The sequence below is a fragment of the Pseudomonas sp. W2I6 genome (assembly GCF_030815935.1).
In the GTDB taxonomy this organism is placed as follows: domain Bacteria; phylum Pseudomonadota; class Gammaproteobacteria; order Pseudomonadales; family Pseudomonadaceae; genus Aquipseudomonas.
The window spans coordinates 7,188,043-7,208,663 of record NZ_JAUSXJ010000001.1 but is presented as its reverse complement, the minus strand read 5'-3'; the positions used below and the strand labels follow the sequence as shown (position 1 = coordinate 7,208,663).

The 20,621-nt window shown below is 62.3% G+C and carries 12 protein-coding genes and 1 pseudogene; 8 read left to right on the top strand and 5 right to left on the bottom strand.

Features of this window, described 5'->3' with window-relative positions:
• The first annotated feature begins 79 nt into the window (after positions 1–79).
• Complete coding sequence (locus QF039_RS33085) at positions 80–1,537, top strand: glycosyltransferase family 39 protein (RefSeq protein WP_307522745.1); 1,458 nt, start codon at positions 80–82, stop codon at positions 1,535–1,537.
• Positions 1,538–1,543: 6 nt separating this feature from the next.
• On the opposite strand, the gene QF039_RS33080 is transcribed toward QF039_RS33085, so the two are convergent.
• On the bottom strand, positions 1,544–2,767 hold the full coding sequence (locus tag QF039_RS33080; protein WP_023659376.1) for an OprD family porin: 1,224 nt from the start codon (positions 2,765–2,767) through the stop codon (positions 1,544–1,546).
• Positions 2,768–2,939: 172 nt separating this feature from the next.
• Here QF039_RS33080 and QF039_RS33075 point away from each other — a divergent pair, with 172 nt between their 5' ends.
• The 6 genes and pseudogenes from QF039_RS33075 (at position 2,940) to QF039_RS33875 (ending at position 15,120) form a co-directional block, all read left to right on the top strand.
• On the top strand, positions 2,940–3,836 hold the full coding sequence (locus tag QF039_RS33075; protein ID WP_003212270.1) for a LysR family transcriptional regulator: 897 nt from the start codon (positions 2,940–2,942) through the stop codon (positions 3,834–3,836).
• A gap of 108 nt (positions 3,837–3,944) precedes the next feature.
• Positions 3,945–5,384, top strand: a complete 1,440-nt coding sequence (locus QF039_RS33070) for a YfcC family protein (RefSeq protein WP_307522744.1) — start codon at positions 3,945–3,947, stop codon at positions 5,382–5,384.
• Positions 5,385–5,404: 20 nt separating this feature from the next.
• Positions 5,405–7,207 carry a CocE/NonD family hydrolase gene (locus QF039_RS33065; RefSeq protein WP_307523072.1) on the top strand — a complete coding sequence of 601 codons (1,803 nt, stop codon included), beginning with the start codon at positions 5,405–5,407 and terminating at the stop codon, positions 7,205–7,207.
• Positions 7,208–7,271: 64 nt separating this feature from the next.
• Entirely contained in the window at positions 7,272–13,016 is a 5,745-nt protein-coding gene (locus QF039_RS33060; RefSeq protein ID WP_307522742.1) for a membrane-targeted effector domain-containing toxin, read from the top strand.
• Positions 13,017–13,167: 151 nt separating this feature from the next.
• Positions 13,168–14,265 (top strand): annotated as a pseudogene (locus QF039_RS33880) (methyl-accepting chemotaxis protein); the annotation flags it as partial.
• Complete coding sequence (locus QF039_RS33875; protein ID WP_371132985.1) at positions 14,257–15,120, top strand: methyl-accepting chemotaxis protein; 864 nt, start codon at positions 14,257–14,259, stop codon at positions 15,118–15,120. The pseudogene QF039_RS33880 and the gene QF039_RS33875, both read left to right, overlap by 9 nt.
• 651 nt (positions 15,121–15,771) lie before the next feature.
• Here the strand turns inward: QF039_RS33875 and QF039_RS33050 are convergent.
• Genes QF039_RS33050 through QF039_RS33035 form a run of 4 tightly spaced genes read right to left on the bottom strand, consistent with a single transcriptional unit; the run spans position 15,772 to position 19,914 of the window.
• A complete protein-coding gene (locus QF039_RS33050; RefSeq protein ID WP_177021603.1) occupies positions 15,772–16,140 on the bottom strand; it encodes a glyoxalase superfamily protein in 369 nt (122 codons plus the stop codon).
• Positions 16,141–16,169: 29 nt separating this feature from the next.
• A complete protein-coding gene (locus tag QF039_RS33045; protein WP_307522738.1) occupies positions 16,170–17,633 on the bottom strand; it encodes an amidohydrolase family protein in 1,464 nt (487 codons plus the stop codon).
• Position 17,634: 1 nt separating this feature from the next.
• Positions 17,635–18,495 (bottom strand): MurR/RpiR family transcriptional regulator, encoded by an 861-nt coding sequence (locus QF039_RS33040; protein ID WP_307522736.1) that lies wholly within the window; start codon positions 18,493–18,495, stop codon positions 17,635–17,637.
• 15 nt (positions 18,496–18,510) lie between these two features.
• Positions 18,511–19,914: a gluconate:H+ symporter gene (locus QF039_RS33035; RefSeq protein ID WP_177028361.1), complete on the bottom strand. Its 1,404-nt coding sequence runs from the start codon at positions 19,912–19,914 to the stop codon at positions 18,511–18,513.
• Positions 19,915–20,107: 193 nt separating this feature from the next.
• On the opposite strand from QF039_RS33035, the gene QF039_RS33030 reads away from it, so the two are divergent.
• A complete protein-coding gene (locus tag QF039_RS33030) occupies positions 20,108–20,500 on the top strand; it encodes a lysozyme inhibitor LprI family protein (RefSeq protein WP_177040605.1) in 393 nt (130 codons plus the stop codon).
• Positions 20,501–20,621 lie beyond the last annotated feature (121 nt).

Here is a 20,621-nt window from a genome sequence, read left to right as displayed (position 1 = left end):
ATTAAGAATCGCCCTCGTATACTCGCCGATCGCCCGGGCCGTTCCCCCGAACGGCCCCCTGCCCCGGTAGCCAGAATCCATGACGCGTTCCGCTCCTCTGCTGCTCCTGCTCGCTGCGCTGTTGTTTTTCTTTGCCCTTGGCAATCACGAGTTGCAAGGCTCGACCGAGGCCCGTGTGGCCGGGATCGCCATGGCCATGCACCTGGATAACGATTGGGTGGTGCCGCGACTGTTCCGTGAACCCTTCCTGGAGAAACCGCCGCTGAGCCTGTGGCTCGACGCCGGTGCGATTCGCCTGTTTGGCGGTACCACATGGGCAGTGCGCCTGGCGTCGGCGTTTGCCGGGCTGTTCAGTGTGATGCTGCTGTACGGGATGCTGCGCAAGTTTGGCCGGCCCAAGGCGCTGGCGTTTGTCGCGGGCCTGATGCTGGCGACCATGGCCAGTTACTGGAGCAACGTGCGCGGTGTGGGTGAAGATTCGCTGCTCACCCTCGGGGTCACCATGGCCCTGCTGGCGTTTTATCAGGCCAACCGCCCCGAGTCGGAGCGCGACCGTTCCAACCTGGGCACCTGGTTGCTGTTCACCTTGGGGATGGTCATCGCTACGCTGAGTAAAGGTGTTCTAGGCCTGGCCATGCCGGGCGTGGTGATCTTCGTCTATCTGGCCAGTACCAGCCTGATGGATAAACGCTTCAAGCTCGGCGATTGGGTCAAGCCCGGGCTGTTCACGCTGCTGGCGCTGGTGCCGCTGATGATCTGGCTGGGTTTCCTGTACCAGCGCGACGGGTTGCAGGGGGTACGTGAAGTGCTGCTGACCAATAGCGTCGGGCGCTTCAGCGGTTCGTTTGTCGAAGCCGGCCACTACGAGCCGTTCTATTACTACATCGTCAAACTGCCCGAAGCCTTTTTGCCCTGGAATATCCTGGTGTACCTGGGGCTGTGGCACTTCCGCAAGAGCCTGGTGCGCAACCGCTACCGGCTGTTTTTCAGCATATGGCTGGTGGCGCAGTTCACCCTGCTGACGTTCGCCTCCAGCAAGCGCACGGTGTACCTGATGGCGCTGACACCCGCCGCTGCGGTGCTGGCCGCCGAGTATGGCGGCGTGCTGCTGGGCTGGCTGAAAAGTCGCGGACAGGTTTCCAACATTGCCGAACACGTTTATGCACATCGCCGCGGCCTGTTGGGTGGCTTCTTTACCGTGGTGGTGGCCTGCTACCTGATTGCCGCCTTTTGGTTCGCGCCCAAGGCCGATTTGCGCCAGTCGTTTGTGCCGGTGATCAGCCAGATCCAGGCGATGCAGGCGCAGGGCAAGGAAGTGGTGCTGTATCAGGCCAACGAGCGAATCGCCGGCGCCGGGGTGTTCTACATGCAGGGTTACTTGACGATCCTGCAGACGCCGGAGGAGCTCAAAAGTTACCTCGCGGCCAAGCCCGGCAACGTGGCCCTGGTGGACAATACTGACCGGCTGAACGTCCCGGTGAGGGTGGTCAAGGAGATGGCGATCAACCGTCAGCCGTACTATTTCGTCGAGCAGTAGGGCCTGTCACCACAGCGCCAGGTCGTACGTGAGGTAGACCCGGTAGTTGTCACGATCGCTCGCATAGGTCGAGCGATACGTGGCCTTGCGCAACTCGATGCCTACGCCTTTGAAGGTGCTGTCCTGGATCACGTAGCGCAGGTTGGTGTCCGACTCCCACTCACGGGCTTCGCGGCCCTTGTAGTCACCGTTCTGGCCCTTGTAGTAACGGGTCATGAAGGTCAGGCCCGGCAGCACAGCGACCAAGTCGTAGTCATAACGCAGCATCCAGGTTTGCTCACCGGCCTGGATGAATTTGCCGACGCCGGCGTTGCTGAAGGAATACACCGTCGACACGCTGGCATAGGGCAAGGCGGTATCGCCGGTGACTTTCTGATAACCCACGCCCAGCGCCTGCGGCCCTAGCCGGTAGGTGAACAACCCGCTGAACATGTCGCTGTCGACCTTGCCATTGCGTGCCTCGCCCGCTTCGTTGCTGATGAAGTAACGCAAGTCGCTGGTCAGGCTGCCGGCACCCACTGGCTGTTTATGCACCAGGCCAAAGAACTGCTGGCGATAGAATTCACGCATTTCGCCGTAGTACCAGGTGCCGCTCAGCTTGGGCGTGAAGGCGTAGGTAGCGCCGGCAAAATCAAAGTCGCTGCCCTTTTTGCCGCTGTAGCCCTGGGGATAAATATCCACGCTGTCGGTAGAGTTTCGCAGCTTGAACTTGTCCAGATGCCCGGCGTGCACGTACAGGTTACGGACGCCGCTGTACTCGACTTGAGTGCCCTGGAATGTTTGTGGCAACAGCCGGCCATCGTTGTACACCAGCACTGGAATCTTCGGCAGCAGCGTGCCGGTTTTCACCACGGCTTCGCCGATGCGCATCTTGGCGGTCACGCCCAGGCTGGAAAATTCGCTGGCCGCGCGGCCATCGTCGTGCACCGGCAACAGCCCGGTGCCGGCATGGGCGCGGCTGGAGTCGAGCCTGATCCCCGACAACCCCAGCGCATCCAGGCCGAAACCCACCGTGCCTTCGGTATAACCCGATTGCAGGTTGAGCAAAAAGCCCTGGGCCCACTCCTTGCGGTCCTCGCCGCCGTCGCGGTAACCGTCGTTGAAATAGTAATTGCGCAAGGTCAATTTGCCGTGGGAATCCTCCCAGAAACCCTGGGCCATCAATGCCGGTGACAGGCTCGCCAGCAAGCCCGTGCACACCACTCCTCCCCTCGTGAAAAGCTCACGCATGACCGTCTCCCGAATGCCGTATTGTGATTTTTTATGGGCAGTTGCTGCCTGCGATACGCTGGACGGCGCGTCGCATTGCGGCGGACACTAACGGCTCCTCGAACGCCCGGCAACGTTATGCGAGAAGCGCATCAGGCTATGCGCAAAGCCCTCAAACCACAGGAAAATCACGGTGAATCTCAAGCAGCTCGAAGCCTTCAAGGCGATCATGTCCACCGGTTCGACCATCGGTGCGGCGACCCGCATGGGCCTGTCGCAATCGGCAGTCAGCCGGTTGTTGAGCCAGCTGGAAGAGGCATTGGGTTTCGCGTTGTTCCTGCGCAAAAAGGGCCGCTTGATGGCGACCCCGGAGGCTGAAGAACTGCTCGCCGAAGTGGCCGGCCTGGTCGACGGCATGCAGCGTATCCAGCGCCTGGCAGATGAGATGCGCGTGGGCCGTTCGCGCAAGAGCCTGATCAAGGTCGGGGTGCCCACTAGCATGACCCAGGAGCTGCTGCCGCGGATCGTCGCCGAGTTTCTCAAGGGCCGGGAAGACATCGTCGTCGAGCTGCTGACCGGTTCCTACGACATGATCGAACGGGCCGTGCTCGACCGCTCCGCCGACCTCGGTTTTGTGCGCTTGCCTACCGAGATTCCCGACTTTGAGATTGAACCGGTGCTGGAAACCGAAGGCGTGTGCGTGATGCCCGCTGACCATCCGCTGACCCGCCACGCCTGCATCGAAGTGCAACACTTGCGGGACGTGCCGCTGGTAATGCTGGGCCGGCAACGGGCCCTGCGGGCGGAGTTGAACCAGGTGTTTCGCGCAGCCAACCTGACGCCACAGGTGCGGGTGGAAGTGCACTCGGTGGGCGCCGCGTGCAGCTTTGTCGCCGAGGGGTTGGGGGTGTCGATCGTCAATGGTTTGCTGGCCAGCCACTTCATGCATTTGCCGATTGTGGTCCGCCCGTTTCGACCCGCGTTGCCCTATGCATTCGGCCTGGCGTTTCGCGCGGATGAACCCAGGTCCAAGGTGGTGACGGCGTTTGCCGAGCACCTCAAGCACCGCCTGGCCGCACAAAACGCATAGCCCAACCCAGCCCGCGCATAACGTTGTCGCCGTTAAAACTTTGCCCTAGTGTCCGCTCCACAAGTGTCACCCGACACAACAATAACAGCGCACACCGGGGCAACCAGCATGACCGAACCGCAGATCGTCCGTACCCACTCGCCCACTGATACGCCGGTGGAAAAACCCGCGCAGCGCAAGCAGATCAACCCGGCCATCATTCTGCTGAGCATCGTGCTGCTGGCTGTCGCCTTCACCTACGCGGTGAACTCGGGCAAGTTCCAGCGCCAGAACGGCCTGGTGGTTCCGGGCTCCTATCAGGTGCTGGAAAAGCACGACTCCCTGGGCCAACTGTTCTCCCTCGAACCGCGCAAGGCCAGCGATATGGTCGCTCGGCCGGTATCGTTGGTCGAGGGCTTCATGGCCATTCCCCAAGGCATCGAAAAACGCGCCGCGCTGATTTTCATGGTGCTGTTCATCGGTGGGATGTTCGGCGTGTTGAACAAGGCCGGTGTGATTGATGCCGGTCTTGAACGCCTGCTGGGGCTGACCCGGGGCAATATCTACGTGCTGGTGCCCAGCCTGATGCTGGTGTTTTCCGCCGGCAGCACCTTCATGGGCCTGGCCAAGGAATTCATCCTGATCGTGCCGTTGATGGTGGCCATGGCCAACCGCCTGGGGCTGTCGAACCTGATCGGCCTGGCCATCGTGGCCATCTCGGTGAAGATCGGCTACCTGGCCTCCATCTCCAACCCGGTAGCGCTGTCCGTGGCGCAGCCGATGGTGGGGCTGCCGATTTTCAGCGGCCTGAGCATGCGCGTCCTGGCCTACTGCACGTTCCTGCTGGTGGGCATCGCGTTCGTACTGTGGAGTATCCGCAAGCATGGGTTTGATGCCAGCGCGCAGATCACCTTCGAACGCAAACCGCTGCCCCTGCGCCACCTGCTGAACCTGATCGTGCTGGGGGCCGGCATTGGTTTCCTGGTGTACGCCTCTAACCGCTGGGAGTGGAAATACCACGAGCTGTCGGCGTTCTACCTGCTGCTGACCGTGGCGTTCAGCGTAATCGCCGGCCTGGGTGCCAGCACCGCCGCCAGCGCCTTTGTCGACGGCATGAAAAAGGTGCTGATCGCCGGTGTGTTGATCGGCCTGGCGACCGCCGTGGAAATCATCCTCAGCACCGGCCAGGTGCTCGACACCATCGTCAACAGCCTCGCCAATCTGGTGGGCGATCATGGCCCGGTGGTCTCGGCCTACGGCATGTTCTTCGCACAACTGGGCCTGGATGTACTGATCCCGTCCACCTCGGGGCAGGCGGCGGTGACCATGCCGATCTTCGGGCCGCTGGGACAGCTCTCCGGCGTCAGCCCGCAAACCACGGTGTTCGCGTTTTTGATGGGCAACGGCCTGACCAACATGATCACCCCGACCTCCAGCGGCCTGTTGGTATTGCTGGCCACCGCCAACGTCGGCTGGGGCCAGTGGGCACGCTACATCCTGCCGTTGTTTCTGATCTATGCGGTGCTGGCGATGGTGTTGTTGGCCATTGCCGTAGGCACCGGGTACTGACCCCCATGAGTGTTTTCCCCATGCAGACGTTGCACAACCAGATGATCGCCATGCGCGACGGCATCCACCTGGCCACCGATATCTACTTGCCCCACGGTCCAGGCCCTTTTCCGGTGGTGATCGAACGCACCCCGTACGACAAGAGCAAACCATCGCGCTCGGAAATCCAGCTCGACGGCCAGCACATCTCCCGCGAGCAGATGGCCGCGCGGTTCACGGCCCAGGGCTTTGTCGCGATCTTCCAGGATTGCCGCGGGCGCTATGCCTCCGAAGGCGTGTTCACCAAATACACCGCCGAGGGCGAAGACGGTTGCGACACCCTGGCCTGGATCGTCGAGCAGCCGTGGTGCAACGGCAAGATTGGCAGCATGGGCCTGTCCTACGCCGCCCACACGCAACTGGCGATGGCCTGCCTGCATCCGCCGGGCCTCGCCAGCATGGTGCTGGACAGCGGCGGCTTCGCCAACGCCTACCAATGCGGGATTCGCCAGGGCGGCGCGCTGGAGCTCAAGCAAGCCACCTGGGCGTTTCGCCAGGCCAAGGAAAGCCCGGCGGCACTGGCGGATCCGAAGATCCTCGAAGCCCTCGAACAGGAAGACATCCACCAGTGGTTCAAGCGCATGCCGTGGCAAGCTGGGCAATCGCCCCTGCGGCATGTGCCGGAGTACGAAGCCTATCTGCTGGAGCAGTGGGCCCAGGGCGACTTCGGCCCGTACTGGCAAGCGCCGGGCATCTACGCCGAGGGGCATTACCACGATCTGCCGGATATCCCGGTGCTGTTCATGTCCAGTTGGTACGACGCCTATGTCAGTTCGACCCTCGCCAACTACGCGGCGTTTTGCGCCGGCAGTACGGCGCAGCATCGGTTGATCATGGGCCCCTGGCTGCATGGTGATCGCAATATCACTCACAGTGGCGATGCGCAATTTGGTGCGCCAGCGGCTTTCGACGGGCAGGTGGCGAAAGACTGGTTGAGCTGCCGCCTGGACTGGTTTGAACGCACCCTCAAGGGTTCGCCGCTGCCTGCACCCGCGGCGGTGAAGGTGTTCTTGATGGGCGGTGGCACCGGTGAGCGCGATCAACAGGGGCGCTTGCAACATGGCGGGCACTGGATCGACAGTCATCAATGGCCGCTACCGGATAGCCGGCAACTCACCCTGCACCTCACCGCACAACGCCAACTGCAACCTGAACCGCCGACCACCGAGGGCCAGCTCAGCTACTGCGCCGACCCGGCCGATCCGGTGCCGACCATCGGTGGCGCCCTGACCTCCGGCGCGCCGATTTTTGTCGGCGGCGCTTTCGACCAACGCGAGCGGGCGGACTTCTTCGGTACCCGTGGCGACCAGCGCCCCCTGGCCGAGCGCAGCGATGTCTTAAGCTTCCAGACCGAGCCACTCAGCCACGACCTGATCGTCGCAGGCCCGCTGCGCGTGGAACTGTGGATCGACAGCGATGCGCCCGACACCGACTTCACCGCCAAACTGGTCGACGTCTACCCGGACGGCTACGCCATGAACATCACCGACGGCATCCTGCGGGCCCGCTACCGAAACACCTGGGAGCACCCCACCCTGCTGACCCCGGGTGAGCGGGTCAAGGTGGCGATCGAACCCTTCGCCACCTGCAATCTGTTCCAGCGCGGCCACCGGTTGCGCCTGGATATCGCCAGCAGCAACTTCCCGCGCTTTGACGTCAACCCCAACAGCGGCGAAGCACCCGGCCAGGCAGAACATCCCAGGGTGGCGCGCAACACGCTACACCTGAGTACCGATTGCCCGTCACGCCTGATACTGACCGTGGTCGAGGCCTTGAGTAACTAACTACCGCCATCCACACGCCGAGACTGCGCACCCTCAGGGACCATTGACTCCCTGAGGACCGGCCATGCCCGCCCAGCCCCCGAACACATCACCACTTACCCCGGAACAACTGAACGGCTACCTGCTGCAAATCGGTCATCGTCTACAGATTTTCCCCAACGGCCACGCACCGGCAGCGCAGTCTTCTACCGAGTTGCTGGAGGTGCAGGCATTGCACACCGCCCTGGCAGAAGAAAGCCGCTGGAGCCTGCAGAACGCACAAGTGCATTACACCGTCCCCGGCGACTGGGTGATCCAGGGCGAGCCCGGCCGGTTGAACCGCACGCGCATCAGCCAGGCATTGCACAAGAAGCTGGCCGCCCTGGAAATCGAACGGCGGCCCAACGGCCATCTACGCAAGAACTGGATACTCGACAGCCACCAGCCGATGCTGGAGGCCGAGGCCAGGCTGAAGGTCAACGATCGCCTGCTCAGCCCTGCCGACCAGCTGCTGGTGACGAATATCGTCAGCGGCCCCGAGCTGCGCCCGGGTATCCATCGCCTGACGTTTCGCTACCGCCAGCAGGCCATCGAGTTCGCCGGGGTGTTCATACTCACCCGCAGCCAAACACCGGTAACCCACCTGGAGATCGAGGACGGCGATGTGTTGCTGTTCACCCCCTCCAGAGGCCTGGAGGCTTTCACCTCACTCAAACACCTGGACCGCACGCTGCAGGAGCGCATGAAGCAGTCGGCCTGGCGCCAGGAACTGCTGCAACACTTGCCGCGCCGTTACCAGCACTTGCGCGCGGCGAGTATCTGGCCGCTGGTGCCAGGCCCTATCGACAGCCTCCCGCTGAACGAACACACCTACAACGCCCTGCAGGACAAACAACATCAGGACATCGCGTTTGCCCTTGGCCTGGACGGCCATCCAGCGCCGACAGACGTCGCCAGAATGACCCTCGAACTGGACCAGGCGCTGCGCTGCTCGCCTTGGGACCTGTCCTCGCGCCTGGAACTGCGCGCGCAGCAGTTACTGGAAAAACTGCTGCACGAATCCGCTCCCGACTGGTACCGCAGCGCCAATGAGGCCCAGCGCAAAACCCTCGCCGAGCACCTGCGCACTTACGAACACCTCAGCCTGCAAGTGCTGGCGCTGCTCGGCCCGGCGGCCTCGCCCGAGGCCATGGCGCGCCTGCAATTGCTTGAGCACCTGGACGACGACCTGGATATCCAGGGCCTGATCCCCGAGCAACTGCAGATCAGCACCGAGCGCACCCTGAAGTCAGGCAACTCGTACAACCAGCACAACAACCTGGTGCAACTGGCGGTACGTGGCTTGCACCGTGGCGATGAACACGCCGGTTCCGAGTTTCTCGAGCACACCCAACTGACCTACGCCCAGCAGCCATTGCCGCCCGAGTTCCGGGACGTCACCCCGGCTTACCTCGCCGAGCTGCTGGCCAAGGTTCAACCAAGCCTGACCTTCGCCGAAGAACAAAAGCGCGCCCACAGTTTGCCCGCCGTACAGGAAGCCATGCAGCAGATGCTCGACAGCCGCCTGCACGCGCTGGCCTACAGTGCATCGTTGCAAAACCATATCAGCGCGGACGACTACGCACTGCTGCAAACCCTCAGTGAAGGCCCCTCGCCCACACTCACTGCCTGCTGCCTGTTCCTGCACAAGGCTCCGCTCAAGGACCTGTGGGTGCTGCGCCAGACCGATGCAACGGGCGCGGTCAAACGCTTGCTGCTGTGCACGCCTCACGCGCCACGCGCCGAACAGTTCCAGGCCTTTGGCAGCGAGCGGGAATTGCAGGCGCATATCCTCGGCTGGAGCCAGGAGATAGCGTCCGCTCCCGATTCGCGCAGCATGAAAGACTACCTGCTTGAACAGTTGGTCAGCCGGATCCGGCCCAAATACAGCGCGATGCTTTCCGCCCTGGGTTTTACCCCGGCCAGCCTTGAGTATTTGATGATCAGTTTCGGCGCGCCCTCCACCTATGAGGCCTGCCTGGTGGAAATGAGCACCACGACGCTGGCCATGCAGGCCGATGAATACCTGTATCAGATGCCAAAGTGGCTGAGCCAGGCATCGGCAGCCGACCGACAGAAACTCGCCGATCTCAAGGAACAGGCACTGGGCGCGGCACAGGCCTACGCCGCAAGCCCGGGTAGCCCACAACAGTTTCCCGACTTCGACAGTTACTTGCACAAGGCGGCAAAAGCCGCCCTCAACCAACTGCTCGGCAACCCGATCCCGGCGGTAGACCCAAACCTCGTGGGCGTGATCACCCCGCGCGAACGCGTCAGCTACACCACGCTGTACCGCAACGGCTACGACGCCAGCCTGGGCTTTATCAACCCCGACGCCAGCACCACCGCGCAGTTCAAGGGACCGCCCGGCGTCGACCTGAGTCGACTCACCGCGCAAACGGTGAGCAACTCGGTCAGAGGCACCTGGATCGGTGACCGCTATGTCGCCGAGGTCGAGAAAACCCTGCTGGACCCGCAAGTCCCCCACTATGCATGGCGCCGCAACATGGCCCTGGAGGTTGCCCAACTGCACATGCACGTCGCCGCGCTTGAGTGCTGCCTGCAAGGCTGCCTGGCAACAGGCGACCTGGCCTGGCTGGGAAAAAGCATCGACAGCCTGGCCGATAACAGCGATGTCGTGCGCACTCGGTATCGGCTCTATCCCCTGCACATCTGCGGGCAAGTGATCGATGGCTGCTACCTGTTCCACCACGCCAACGACCTGCCCCTGCTCTACACCCCGCACGCACCGGATGGCATCGCCTTCAGGCCGCAACGGGAATTCAACGAACGCCTGAAAAACCTTGAAGGCATGGACACCTACTACATCAGCCGGGTCGCCAGCGTTGAGCGCGCGGCGTTCGAGCCGAGGTTGCATGCGTTGGTGGCCGGCCTGCCGGCACAGCTCAAGGGGGTGTATTCCAAGCCGGTGTTCGACGAAGTGCCTCGCACCGCACTGCCGCTGAAGAACCTGCATTACCACACCTACGACAAAAAGCTGCGTCACCGTATCGACGAAGTCAAAAGCACCACCACCGGGCGCTTGCAGATGATCATGGAGCTGGTCAGCGTGATCGGCGAAATCACCATTGCCGTGCTGACCGCGCCCTTCCCGGCACTGAGCCTGGCCTTGGGCGGCTTGCTGGTGTTCAAGGATTCGATGCTCGCCCTGCATGCCTACAGCCGCAACGACACCGCCGCCGCGCTGGGACACTATCTGGGTGCGCTGCTCAATGCCGGCGGGACGTTGTTGACCGACCTGCGGCCCCTGCTGTTCGCCCCCGTCAAGCTCGCCCGTCCGCCGTTACGCCATATTGCCCGGGTGACCAAGGACCAACAGGCCATGAGCTTGATCAAGCAATTGCAACCGCAACCCCCATTGCCCCAGGGCATGCAGCCCGTGCTGTTTGCCGGCGACAGCCTGTGGGCCTCGCACACCCCGGACAGCCTGGGGCGATTCCTGTTGTTTCGCTACGACAACGCCAGCGGGCAATTGCGCTCCACCGGCAAGCTGGTGAACCAGACGGTGGACGGACAGTGGCAGCGCTCCGGTGTCATCGGTGGCATGCCTGGCCCTGAAAGACTCGGGCAGCCCTATGAGTTGTCGGAAAAGTTTCGCCGGGACGTAGCGGCCGTCATCGCCCCCGAGGACCGGTCGGCGCTGTTCCTGCAGATCGCCTACCTGGATCGAGACCTCAATACCCACAGCATCTGGATCTCGCGTCGGCAACTCGCCCCGGCACTCAAACAGCACCTGGACAATGTCAGGGCCCTGACGGATGACGCCGACGCGTTTTTTGCACGGTTGCCCGCCGTGGTTCCCCGGGCCGAAACCCTGAACCCGGCGCCAGACATTGCCCTGCGTGATTTGCTTAAGCTGCTGATCGATGACGCGCACCACCTGGTAGTGGGCGAGGCACCGTTTTCCACCGCAGCTAAACAGGTGCTGATCGAAAACATGCAATACCTGCGCGAACTGAACGTGACGGTTCTCTATATCGAGCCGCTGTGGCGCGACATTCATCACTTGAAAACCCACTCACGGTTTTCCAGTGGTTTCTCCAAACGGGCCGAGGGCCAGCTCAAATCCATCGACAAGGAAAATTACCGCGACCCCGACGGGTTGCACGGCCACTGGATGCTGGTAAACACCGCGCAACAGCACGGGATTGAGGTTCGGCCGTTGAACGCCTCAAGCTCCTACGACCTGGAAAACACCCTGTGCCTGTTTGATTCACGCCCGGCCCCGATTCGCGCCAACCGGCTGACCAACTTTTACTCCCACACCCTCATCAACGATGACCAGGCGAAAAAACCGGGCGAGCGCTGGATAGCGTTGGTTGATCAAAAACGCATGAGCACCTATCGCGGCACGCCGGGCCTGGCCGACCTGCAAAAGAGCATTGCCCTGCGGGTCGACGACGCCTTCGACCAACCCACCCGAGTCATCGCGGATGTGGCCGGCGGCATTCCCGGCGATGCCCTGGCCAAGGGCGACCTGAAGCTGTCGCTGCACACGGCACGCCAACCGGCGCCGCACCCGGGGCCCTCGGTGGAGCGCTCACACGCGCTACGGCCAACGCGCCCTCTGCCTGTTGAGGCGCCGCGCCACTTCAGCACCTTTGACCTGCCCCATGAACACCTGGGCCTGATCAGCGAGGAAATCACCTTGCCGATAGGCACGCGTGAAGCGCTCTTCGCCACCGCCTACAGGGAGACCGCCAGCAGCCGTCGCGCGGCGCAAACCACGTTCGACCAGACCCGCAAAAAACTTCAGGATCAGGCCCAGGCGTTTTTTACCGAACACACACCGCCTGCTCGAGGAGCACTGCCTGCGGTCGACCCGGCCCTGGATGAGGCGAAATTTATCGATCAACTGCTGGACACCGCCGATGGCCTGGTAGTCGGCGAAGCCCACGCCGGTACGTCGAGCAAAGGCTTCCTCAGCCGGCACATGGAATACCTGAAGGGCCCGCGAGAAGTAAAAACCCTGTACATGGAGCAACTCACCACCGAGCTGCATCAAGCCGACCTGGATATCGTCCACAGCCTGGGCTTTATGCCAGATGAACTGTGGAGCTACCTCAACGCATTGGACAAAGGCCACGGCGTACCGGCCGACAGCCCCTACGGTTTTGTCAGCCTGGTGCAGGTGGCGATGAAGCATAACGTGCGGATCCGCGCACTCGACTGTGTCGCCAGCTTGCGGGTGGACGGCATGCCCGGCTCCAGGACATCAATGTTCAACTACTTTGCAACCCAGGTGATCCGCGCCGATCAGCTTCAACAGGGGCCGCACAAGTGGGTCGCACTGGTGGGCGAAACGCACGCCAATACCCATCGCGGCGTGCCGGGCATTGCCGAGCTCAACAACGGCATCAGTCTGCTGCTGGACGATGTGCCTCCCGGCTCGGCCAGCGGCTTTGTGCGTGAGCCCGCCAGCGTCCAGGCGCTGCCGCGCGAGCAGCAATGGCCACTGGTGCGCTACGACTTCAAGAAAAACGTCGAAGTCGCCGGTGCGCCATTGCCGCTACCTGCCACGCCCGCACCCCCCCTCAGCCTCGAACAACGCCTGCGGCGCAAAGGCGACTATCTGCTTCAGCGCACCCTGGACGATGGGTTGGAGATGGTCCATAAAAACCGCGACGGCGTACTGGTCCACACCGCGTTGCAGCAGGATGCCAGGGGGCACTTCGTCAATCGCTGGAACCTGGATGACCGCCGTTTCAGCAGCAGGGAAGCGTTGATCGACATCATCACCACCAGCAAAAGAATGCGCCAAGTCCACTGATCCTCGCACCGCCCTCTGCATGAGGGCGGTGCGACCGCTCGTCGCTCACGTTCCATAAATCCTGCCCTCACGAAAAAACCGTTTCAGCTCTCGCCAGGGCTGCCGATACCTCCTGACTACCCATCGGCTGGTCGCTACTTCCAGCAACCGGATGTACCCGCAAATCTGTTCCTGGAGGAATGCGATGAATAGTTGGTTCGGCAACATCAGCGTCAATATGAAACTGGGCCTGGGCTTCGGCCTGGTACTGGTCCTCACCTCGATCCTCGCGCTCACCGGCTGGACCAGCCTGGGCGGCCTGATCGACCGCAGCAACTGGATGAGCGACATCACCCAGCTCAACGCTTCGCTGACCAAGTTGCGCATCGTGCGCCTGCAATACATGTTGGCCAACGGCGACGAAGCCGTGGCGCAAAACGTGCAGACCAACCTCGACGGTTTTGTCGCCCAGCAACAGAAGCTGCTGGACAGCTTCAAGAGCCCGGACAACCTCAAGCTGCTCAATGAGCAAAAAGCGATCATCACCGCTTACCAGCAGTCCTTGAACAAAATGCGCGAGGCCTACCGCAACGGTAACGCCGCGCGCCAGGTCATGGGCGACAAGGCTGACATCGCCAATGCGCAGATCAGTGCCCTGGACGCCAGCGTGCGCCAGATGCCCGAGAGCACCGAGCGCTTTGCCCAGTTCGAGGCCGTGACCAGCGCCAAGGAACAGTTCCAGTTGGCCCGCTACGAAGTGCGCGGCTACACCGGCAACGTCAACGCCGAGACTGAAGCCCGTGCCGCCGCGCAGATCGAGAAAGCCATCGACGGTCTGAAAGGCCTGCACGCAGCGTTTGGCGCCAGCCAACAGCCTGCACTGACAGCCCTGGAAACCGCCCTCGGCGCCTATCGCAGCGCGGTGCAGAACTACAAGGCGGCCAACGCCAACATCGTCTCGGCCCGGGCAGAAATGACCACCCAGGGCACCGACATTGTCACCATCAGCGACAAGCTGTACGACATCCAGCTGCAACGCCGCGACGCCGAAAGCGCCCAGGCCCGCAGCCTGCAACTGATCAGCACATTGCTGGCCTTGCTGGTGGGCATCGTGGCTGCGGTGATCATCACCCGCCAGATCACCCGCCCACTGCGCGAGACCCTCGCCGTGGTGGAGCGCATCGCTTCCGGCGACCTGAGCCACAACATCCAGGTGACCCGCCGCGACGAACTCGGCGTGTTGCAACAGGGCATCCAGCGCATGGGCACTACCCTGCGTGAACTGATCAGCGGCATCCGTGACGGCGTGACCCAGATCGCCAGCGCCGCCGAAGAGCTGTCGGCCGTGACCGAACAGACCAGTGCCGGGGTCAACAGCCAGAAGATCGAGACCGATCAAGTGGCCACCGCCATGCACGAAATGACTGCCACCGTGCAGGAAGTCGCACGCAACGCCGAACAAGCGTCCCAGGCTGCCTCGGCCGCCGACGGTGAAGCCCGTGCCGGTGACAAGGTGGTGGCCGAAGCCATCGCCCAGATCGAGCGCCTGGCAGCTGAAGTGGCGCGCTCCACCGACGCCATGACGCACCTGCAACAAGAGAGCAACAAGATCGGCAGCGTGATGGACGTGATCAAGGCCGTGGCCGAGCAGACCAACCTGCTGGCGCTCAACGCCGCCATCGAAGCCGCCCGTGCCGGTGAAGCCGGTCGCGGTTTTGCGGTGGTCGCCGATGAGGTGCGCGGCCTGGCCCAGCGCACCCAGAAATCCACCGAAGAAATCGAAGGCCTGGTGGCCGGTTTGCAGAACGGCACCCAGCAAGTGGCCGCCGTGATGAACAACAGCCGCAGCCTCACCGACAGCAGCGTCGAACTGACGCGCAAGGCCGGTGTGTCACTGGAAAACATCACCCGTACGGTGTCGAATATCCAGTCGATGAACCAGCAGATCGCCGCAGCCGCCGAGCAGCAGAGTGCCGTGGCGGAAGAGATCAGCCGCAGCATCGTGAATGTGCGGGACGTGTCGGAGCAGACGGCAGCGGCCAGTGACGAGACGGCCAAGTCAAGTGTGGAACTGGCGCGTTTGGGCGGGCAGTTGCAGCAGATGGTCAGCCATTTCCGGGTGTAAATCCCAGGCACAAAAAAGCCGCCCCGGTCGAAACCGGGGCGGCCCACTTCTCAGACCTTAACGGTCATCAAAGCTGTCCCGCAGGAATTTCCACACGTGATAAACACGCAGGGAGTTCACTACGAGGTCCCACGTACGTCGTGCAAACTTGGACATACTCGGCCCTCCATCAGTTGGGCCTACCTCCAGCGCACTTACCGGAACACGTGAGCCTTCGGACGCAGGTCAATGCTTCCAGTGAGGCGGCCGGGCTTTGGGTCCTCCCGCATGAATCCGGCACCGATTACTAGCCCGTGGCGTTCGGTCCATAAATTCGCGCGCGTACCCAGCCCACCTACAAACGACATACACAGAACGGGGGCGATACTAACGAACATCCCGCTCAAAGGTGTGACCTGGGAGAACTAATCCACCGGTAACGCTCCAAGAATTTATTGCCAGTTTTTGCAGTCGTCCTTAAATAGCGTAGATCTCAAAGAACTGAAAGCACCGAGTGACACCAGGCCTTGCGTGATGCCTGAACCGACAGTAGTATCCGGTCAGCAGGTCAATGCTTCCGGTGAGGCGCAACCCCAGCCGCGAACTGGGATTGCAATAAAAAACCGCCCTACTAAGGCGGTTTTTTATTGCCTGCGATTTATGCGCGCAGCCTCAGCTGCTGACTTCTTCAACAAACACCAACCGGTTCCCCGACGGGTCGCTGATGCTCATCTCGCGGCTGCCCCACGGCGTGTCTTCAATACCGGGCTTGGCGTTGCGATAATTCCTGGCCAGCAATTGTTGCTGGTACGCTTCCAACCCTTGAGCCTGAATCCGCACCGCCGCACCTGGCGTGCAATCGCCATGGTGCTCGGACAAGTGCAGCACGCAGTCCCCCAGCGACACCTGCAGGTACAGCGGAAAGTTGTCTTCAAACCGGTGCTGCCAATCGACCTTGAACCCCAGGAAGTCGACGTAGAACTCCAACGTTTTGGCCTCGTCGAAACTGCGCAAGATGGGGGTGACTTTTCCTAAGTGCATGGCGATTGCTCCGTATTTGAGAGCGGCCACTATACGGCCGCAAATCCCTTTCGCAAATCCCCACTGCGCGCCAGGAATCGTCCGGACCGCTGCCCATTGGCCTGCCCGTCTCTGTAGCTGAGCACGCCATTGACCCACACACCGTCAATCCCTTCCGCCGCGCGCTGCGGCTCTTTGAAGTCCGCCACATCCCGCACCCGCAACGGATCAAACAGCACCAGATCGGCCCAGTGTCCTTCACGGATTTCACCGCGCTCGGCCAAGCCAAAGCGCGCTGCCGACAAGCCAGTCATCTTGTGCACGGCGGTGTGCAGCGGGAACAAGCCAAGGTCCCGGCTGAAATGCCCCAGTACCCGGGGAAACGCGCCCCACAGACGTGGATGAGGAAACGGATCTTCCGGCAAACCATCCGAGCCAATCATCGACAGCGGATGCGCCAGGATGCGCTGCACGTCGGTCTCGTCCATCCCGTAATACACCGCCCCGGCGGGTTGCAGGCGGCGGGCGGCGTCCATCAGCGGCACCGCCCACTCGGCGGCAATGTCCTGCAGATCCCGCCCGCCCATTTCCGGATGCGGCGTAGACCAGGTGATGGTGATGCGAAAGGCATCGGTGACTTGCTTGAGGTCCAGGGTCGAAGAGCTGGCCGCATACGGGTAGCAATCGCAGCCCACCGGGTGGGTCTTCGCCGCGTGTTCCAGCGAGGCCAACAACTGCGGACTGCGCCCCCAGTTACCGGCGCCCGCGCACTTGAGGTGGGAAATGATCACCGGCGCCTTGGCATGCCGGCCGATCAGAAAAGCCTCGTCCATCGCCTCCAGCACCGGTTCGAATTCGCTGCGCAAATGGGTGGTGTACACCGCGCCATACGCCGTCAGTTCTTCACTCAACTGCAGCACTTCATCGGTCTCGGCGTTGAAGGCGCTCGCGTATGCAAGCCCGGTGGATAAACCCAGGGCACCGTCCGCCAGACTCTCCTGCAACTGCACGCGCATCGCGGTGATTTCACCCGGCGTGGCGGTACGGTGCAGGTCGTCCATATGGTTGCTGCGCAGCGCGGTGTGGCCGATCAGCGCCGCCACATTGACGGCCGGGTGGGCGTTTTCCACCGCCGCGCGGTAATCGCTGAACCGTGGGTAGGCAAAGGCCTCGGCGGTGCCCAGCAGGTTCATCGGGTCCGGCGGATCAGCCTGCAAGCTCACGGGCGAGGCGCTGATGCCGCAGTTGCCGACAATCACCGTGGTCACGCCCTGGCTCAGCTTGGGCAACATCTGCGGGTGACGGATCACTACCGTGTCGTCGTGGGTGTGCACGTCGATAAACCCCGGCGCCAATACGCGCCCGGCAGCGTCGATTTCATGCTCGGCGCTGTCCCGGGACAGGTCGCCGATCTTCTCGATACGGCCCTCGTGCACTGCCACATCGGCGACATAGCCGGGGGTGTTGCTGCCATCAATGATCAGCGCCTGGCGGATCAGCGTGTGGTACTTCATCTCAATCTCCAAGCGGCAGGCTGTCAGGGCCGCCGCGATAATCGTCTAGGGCCAGCTTGATCCGTCGCAGGCGTTCCTGGTTGTCGTCCGGCATGGCCAAGGCCAGCTCGGTAGCGAGCACATCGATGGCCAACAGCATTCCGTAGCGCGCCGCCGTTGGCTTGTAGATAAAACTGGTTTCGGCCGGTTGCAGCGGCAGCAGCACATCGGCCAACTGCGCCAGCGGAGAATCCGGCAGGGTGATGGCGATGATTTTGGCGCCGTAGTTACGCGCCAATGCCACCACGCCCAATACCTCCGGGGTGATACCGGTCAGCGAGCAAACAATCAGTGCATGCTCCGAACCCAAGGTGGCGGCCGTCACCCGCATCATCACCGGGTCGTGGCAAGCGGCGATCGAGTAGCCCAGGCGCACCAGGCGCACTTGCAACTCGTCACTGCACAGGCTCGACGGCCCGCCCATGCCGAACGCGTGGATCATCTGCGCATTGCCCAGCAGGCTCACGGCGTCGACAAAGCTGCGCTGGTTGAAACCGGACAGGTGCCGGCGCAACGTCGCCTCGATATCGCTGAGAATCTGCCGGTGAAACGCCGACTGCTCCGGCAGGCCCGCCGGGTCGAGGAAACGGCTGCCGACACCGCTGGCCTGGGCCAGTTGCAGGCGCAGGTCACGCAGGTCGCGGCAGCCGACGCTGCGGGCAAAACGCGACAAGGTGGCGGTGCTGACCTCGGCCCGTTGGGACAATTCTTCCAGGCTGGCGGACGCTGCAAAGCCGACATCATCGAGCATCAGCTTGGCGATACGCCCTTCGCCGGCGCTGAAGGAATCCTGGCGGGCGCGGATCTGGTAGAGGATGTCCATCGGTTCGGCTCCGGGTTACAAGATGCAGGACAAACCATAAGTCAGACCGAAGGCGACCACCGAAATCAGGGTCTCCAGCACGGTCCAGGTCTTGAAGGTCTGGATCACCGTCATATTGAAGTATTCCTTGATCAGCCAGAAGCCGCCGTCGTTTACGTGGGAAAAGATTACCGAACCCGCGCCGGTGGCCAGCACCAGCAATTCCGGGTGTGGATAACCCAGGCCCATCGCAACCGGTGCAACCACGCCTGAGGCCGTGGTCATGGCCACGGTGGCCGAGCCGGTGGCGATGCGCATCAGCGCGGCGAACAGCCAGCCCATCACCAGGGGCGACAGGTTGAAGGCGTGGGCCAGGCCGAGGATTTCATTGGTGACCCCGGCGTCCACCAGAATCCGGTTCAAACCACCGCCCGCGCCCACCAGCAAGGTGATGCTGGCGGTCGGTGCCAGGCATTCGTTGGTGAACTTGAGGATCGACTCGCGGTTGAAGCCCTGGGCCAGGCCGAGGGTCCAGAAGCTCACCAGGGTCGCCACCAGCAGCGCAATCACCGAGTTACCGATAAACAACAGGAACTGGTTAAAGGCGGTGCCCGGTGTGGAAATCAGGTTGGCCCAGCCGCCGATCATCATCAGCACCACCGGTAACAGGATGGTGCCCATGGTCAGGGCGAAACTCGGCAGGCGGGTGCGCGGCGCGCGGTCGATGAACTGACGTTCCAGCGGGTTTTCCGCCGGCAGGTGAATGTGCGGCACGATAAATTTGGCGTACAGCGGGCCGGCAATGATCGCGGTGGGTATGCCGATCAAAATTGCATACAGCACCGTCTGCCCGACCGAGGCGTTATAGGCCAGCACCGCCATCATCGCCGCCGGATGCGGCGGCACCAGCGCATGCACCACCGACAAGCCGGCCACCATCGGCAGGCCGACCATCAGGATCGACACGCCCACCCGCCGCGCCACGGTAAACGCGATCGGCACCAGCAACACAAAACCGACCTCGAAAAACAGCGGCAGCCCCACCAGGAACGCGATACACACCATTGCCCAGTGCGCGTTACGCTCGCCGAACCGGTTGATCAGCGTGCGCGCCACCTGCTCGGCGCCACCGGACTCGGCCATCATCTTGCCGAGCATGGTGCCCAGCGCGACCACCAGCGCAATATGCCCCAGCGTCTTGCCGACGCCCGCCTCGTAGGAGCCCATGATCGTATCCGCCGGCATTCCGGCCAGCAGCGCCAGGCCGATAGACACCAGGGTGATGACGATAAACGGGTTGAGCCGGTAACGCGCGATCAATACGATCAATGCAATGATGGCGATGGCGGCGTAGATCAACAGCCAATACCCCGGTGATGCGGCCATGCGGTACTCCTCGGAAAGGGTCACGTCGAATAGGTTGTGAAAGTCATAAATCATTACCTAGGTGTATTTTCAATTTTTATGAAAGTAATTTTCGCCCACAGACAAGCCCTGTCGCGCAGGGATATGCCCAGGGTCAGTGGATGAAAATTCGGGGGGCGTTCTTACATGAAGATCGCCGGGGCTGGAAACTCAACTGCGCAGGCCGAGTCTTAGACTGCACACCGACTCATGACCAGGAAAACCCAGAATGAATCGTAACCCCCTGCTTGTTCCTTTCGCCGCCGGCGCACTGTTGCTGGCCTTGTGCGGCACGGCCTCGGCCGATGAGAACCCGGCACTGAAAAAATGCATGGACGGCGCCAACACCACCGCCGACATGGTCGATTGCAACGCCAAGGAAACCAAGGTGCAGGACGCGCGCCTGAATACCGCCTACAAAACCGCGATGACGGCGATGGAAGGCAACCGCAAGCAGCAATTGCAGGACGTACAGCGCCAGTGGATCAAGTTTCGCGATGCCAATTGCGGCTTCATCGGCTCGGCCACCGGCGGCACCATTGATCAGGTCAACGGCTCCGGCTGCGTGCTGGACATGACCCAGACCCGCGCCCAGGAATTGGAAAACCTGGTCGGACCATGATCGTTCCCACGCTCTGCGTGGGAATGCATCCTGTGACGCTCCGCGTCACGACTTTAAGAGCGGACGCGGAGCGTCCAAAGCGGCGTTCCCACGCAGAGCGTGGGAACGATCATCGCACTTC

Coding starts and splice junctions, on each gene's coding strand:
- QF039_RS33045 (WP_307522738.1), bottom strand. CDS start 17,633: ATGAAGTACCACACGCTGATCCGCCAGGCGCTGATCATTGATGGCAGC.
- QF039_RS33085 (WP_307522745.1), top strand. CDS start 80: ATGACGCGTTCCGCTCCTCTGCTGCTCCTGCTCGCTGCGCTGTTGTTT.
- QF039_RS33030 (WP_177040605.1), top strand. CDS start 20,108: ATGAATCGTAACCCCCTGCTTGTTCCTTTCGCCGCCGGCGCACTGTTG.
- QF039_RS33875 (WP_371132985.1), top strand. CDS start 14,257: ATGGGCACTACCCTGCGTGAACTGATCAGCGGCATCCGTGACGGCGTG.
- QF039_RS33065 (WP_307523072.1), top strand. CDS start 5,405: ATGCAGACGTTGCACAACCAGATGATCGCCATGCGCGACGGCATCCAC.
- QF039_RS33050 (WP_177021603.1), bottom strand. CDS start 16,140: ATGCACTTAGGAAAAGTCACCCCCATCTTGCGCAGTTTCGACGAGGCC.
- QF039_RS33060 (WP_307522742.1), top strand. CDS start 7,272: ATGCCCGCCCAGCCCCCGAACACATCACCACTTACCCCGGAACAACTG.
- QF039_RS33040 (WP_307522736.1), bottom strand. CDS start 18,495: ATGGACATCCTCTACCAGATCCGCGCCCGCCAGGATTCCTTCAGCGCC.
- QF039_RS33070 (WP_307522744.1), top strand. CDS start 3,945: ATGACCGAACCGCAGATCGTCCGTACCCACTCGCCCACTGATACGCCG.
- QF039_RS33035 (WP_177028361.1), bottom strand. CDS start 19,914: ATGATTTATGACTTTCACAACCTATTCGACGTGACCCTTTCCGAGGAG.
- QF039_RS33080 (WP_023659376.1), bottom strand. CDS start 2,767: ATGCGTGAGCTTTTCACGAGGGGAGGAGTGGTGTGCACGGGCTTGCTG.